The sequence below is a fragment of the Streptomyces boncukensis genome, assembly GCF_011045075.1.
GTDB lineage: Bacteria > Actinomycetota > Actinomycetes > Streptomycetales > Streptomycetaceae > Streptomyces > Streptomyces boncukensis.
The window spans coordinates 1-2,599 of sequence record NZ_JAAKZZ010000759.1; the positions used below are offsets into that span (position 1 = coordinate 1).

At 80.0% G+C, this 2,599-nt stretch carries 3 protein-coding genes; 1 reads left to right on the plus strand and 2 read right to left on the minus strand.

Annotated features, from left to right (window positions below; genetic code table 11):
• Positions 1-116: 116 nt before the first annotated feature.
• Entirely contained in the window at positions 117-770 is a 654-nt protein-coding gene (locus G5C65_RS35225; protein ID WP_165303129.1) for a hypothetical protein, read from the plus strand.
• Here G5C65_RS35225 and G5C65_RS35230 read toward each other — a convergent pair.
• Complete coding sequence (locus tag G5C65_RS35230; protein WP_165303130.1) at positions 709-1,461, minus strand: sirohydrochlorin chelatase; 753 nt, start codon at positions 1,459-1,461, stop codon at positions 709-711. The two genes, G5C65_RS35225 and G5C65_RS35230, sit on opposite strands and share 62 nt — an antisense overlap.
• 41 nt (positions 1,462-1,502) lie before the next feature.
• Positions 1,503-2,599: uroporphyrinogen-III synthase (locus G5C65_RS35235; RefSeq protein WP_165303131.1), on the minus strand; the 1,097-nt coding region annotated here is incomplete at its 5' end.

A 2,599-nucleotide genomic window follows, 5' to 3' on the forward strand; every position in this document is an offset into this window, starting at 1 on the left:
TAAGAGACAGTCTCCCCTCCGGGCACCTGCCCTGCGGCCGGGCGCCCCGCGCCCCTGCCGGCCGGGATGCGAAAACGCCAGGTGCCCCGGACACCGCGAGGGTTACCGTTCCCGCCATGTCATCCTTCGCCGACGACCTGGCGCACACCCTCCAGCTCGCGCTCACCGCCCTCCGCAAGGCCCCGGACGCGGCCTGGGAGCGCGGCCGTCCGGCCGGCTCCCTGGAGTGGGACCGCTGGGAGACCGTCGAGCACCTCGCCGACGACCTCTTCGCATACGCCGTCCAGCTCGGCCCCCGCAACCCGCCGCCGCACGCCCCGGTGCCGTTCCGCTGGGAGAGCCGGCGCCCCGGCGGGCCCGCGAACGCGGTGCACGCCGATCCGGCGGCCGGGGCCGCCGGGCTGCTCCAGGTGCTGGAGGCCGGCGGCGCGCTGCTGGTCGCCATGGTGCGGACGGCGCCGCCGGACATCCGCGCACACCACACCTTCGGCGCCTCCGACCCGGACGGCTTCGCCGCGATGGGCACCGTGGAGACCCTGGTGCACACCCACGACCTGCTGGACGGCCTGGGCCCCGGCTGGGAGCCGCCCGCCGCGCCGTGCTCCCGGGTGCTCGCGCGGCTGTTCCCGGACGCTCCCGCGGACACGCCGCCCTGGCCGACCCTGCTGTGGGCCACCGGGCGGGGCGAGCTGCCGGGGCGCCCCCGGCTCAGCACATGGCGCTGGCACGGTACGCCCCCGGCGGAGCGGGCGCCCCGGCCGGCGCCGTGACGCCGACGCCGTCCGCCGCGCCGGCCCGCGCCCTGCGCGCCAGCAGGGAGACCACCGCCGGATGGCCGGCCAGGGGCGCGGCCACCGCGTCCGCGCCCGAGGCGCGCACCCGGTCGGCGAAGAGCCCGGGGGCGAGCAGCCACGAGGCCACCGCGACCCGCCGGGCCCCCGCGGCGCGCAGCCGGGCCACGGCCTCGGCGACGCTCGGCCCGGCGGTCGCCGCCCAGCCGACCGGCACCGGGTCCGGACGGCTGAGCAGCCGCCCCAGCCGGGCCGCCACGCCCGCGACCTCGCCGCGCGCCGACGGGTCCGCGGTGCCGGCCCCCGCGAGCAGCACCGCGTCGCCCTCCCGGACCCCCGCCTCCGCGAGGCGGTCGGCGAGCGCGGGCAGCAGTTCCGGGCTGGGCCCGAGCGGCGCGGTCACCGTCGCGTCGGGCGCGCGGCCGGCCGCGCGCAGCTGTTCCGGGATGTCGACGCGTACGTGGTAGCCGGACGCCAGGAACGCGGGGACGACCGTCACCGGGCCCGCGCCGACGCGGGCCAGCGCCTGGGCGACGGTCGGCCCGCGCACGTCCGCGTACGCCAGTTCCACGGGGCGGTCCAGCCGCGCGGCCGTGCGGGCGGCGAGCAGCCGCGCGGTGCGCGCCCCGTCCGGGTGCCGGGTGCCGTGCAGGACGAGCAGCACGCTCATGTCGCCCTCTCTCCCTGTCGCCTCTCGGATCGCGGGACCGCTCACGGGACCGCGCAGTCGCCCGGGTCCAAGGCCAGCCGGTAGCCGCGCTTCACGACCGTCTGCACCACGCCCGGCGCGCCCAGCGCGCCGCGCAGCCGGGCGACCGCCGCCTCCACCGCGTGCGCGTCCAGTCCGCCGCCGGGCAGCTCCACCAGCAGCTCCGAGGCCGGGAACACCTGGCCGGGGCGGTGCGCCAGGGCCCGCAGGACGGCCATCGGCCCCGGCTGGACGCGGCGCAGCTCGCCGTCCAGCACGACCGCCGTGCCGCGGACCTCCAGCCGGTGCCCCGCGACCGGGAGCCGGGGCGCGGCGGCGGGGAGGCGCTCGGCGAGCTGCCGCACCAGGGCGCCGATGCGGAAGCGCTCGGGCCAGTACGCGGGGATGTCCCGCGCCAGCAGCGGCGCGGCGGTGACGGGGCCGACGCAGGACGCCTGGGTGCGGGTGCGCAGCGCCGCCACCAGCTCCGCCGCCCTCCCCCGCTCGTCGGCCCGCGCGAAGAGCCCGGCGGCGGCCAGGGCGCTGGTGAAGGTCACCGCGTCGACGCCGCCCGCGGCCACCGCGTCGATCAGGCGGTCGAGGCGGGTGGAGTCGGCGGGGCCCGTCCACCGGTACACCGGTACCGGCACCACCTCGGCGCCCGCGCAGCGCAGCGCGTCGATGAAGTCGCGCAGCGGTTCGCCGTGCAGCTGTACGGCGATCCGGCGGCCGGCGAGGTCCGGCGCCGCCAGCAGCCGCTCCAGGACCTCGCTGGACGACTCGGACGCGGGGGACCACGCCTCCTTCAGCCCGGCCGCGCGGATCGCCCCGCACGCCTTGGGGCCCCGGGCCAGCAGTTCGGAGCCGGACAGCGCGGCGCGCAGCGCCTCGCCCTCGCCCCAGCCGTCGGCGGCCTCCATCCAGCCCCGGAAGCCGATCCCGGTGGTGGCCACGACGGTGTCCGGGGCGCGGGCCGTCACCTCGCGGGTGGCGTTCCGCAGCTGCGCGTCGTCGGAGAGCGGGATGATGCGCAGCGCGGGGGCGTGCAGGACGTCCGCGCCCCGGCGCTCCAGCAGCGCGCCGAGCTCGTCGGCCCGGCGCGCCGCGGTGACGGCGACCG

Bases quoted from the DNA above. Each gene is read 5' to 3' on its own strand.
- G5C65_RS35225 (WP_165303129.1), top strand. From the start codon at position 117: ATGTCATCCTTCGCCGACGACCTGGCGCACACCCTCCAGCTCGCGCTC.
- G5C65_RS35230 (WP_165303130.1), bottom strand. From the start codon at position 1,461: ATGAGCGTGCTGCTCGTCCTGCACGGCACCCGGCACCCGGACGGGGCG.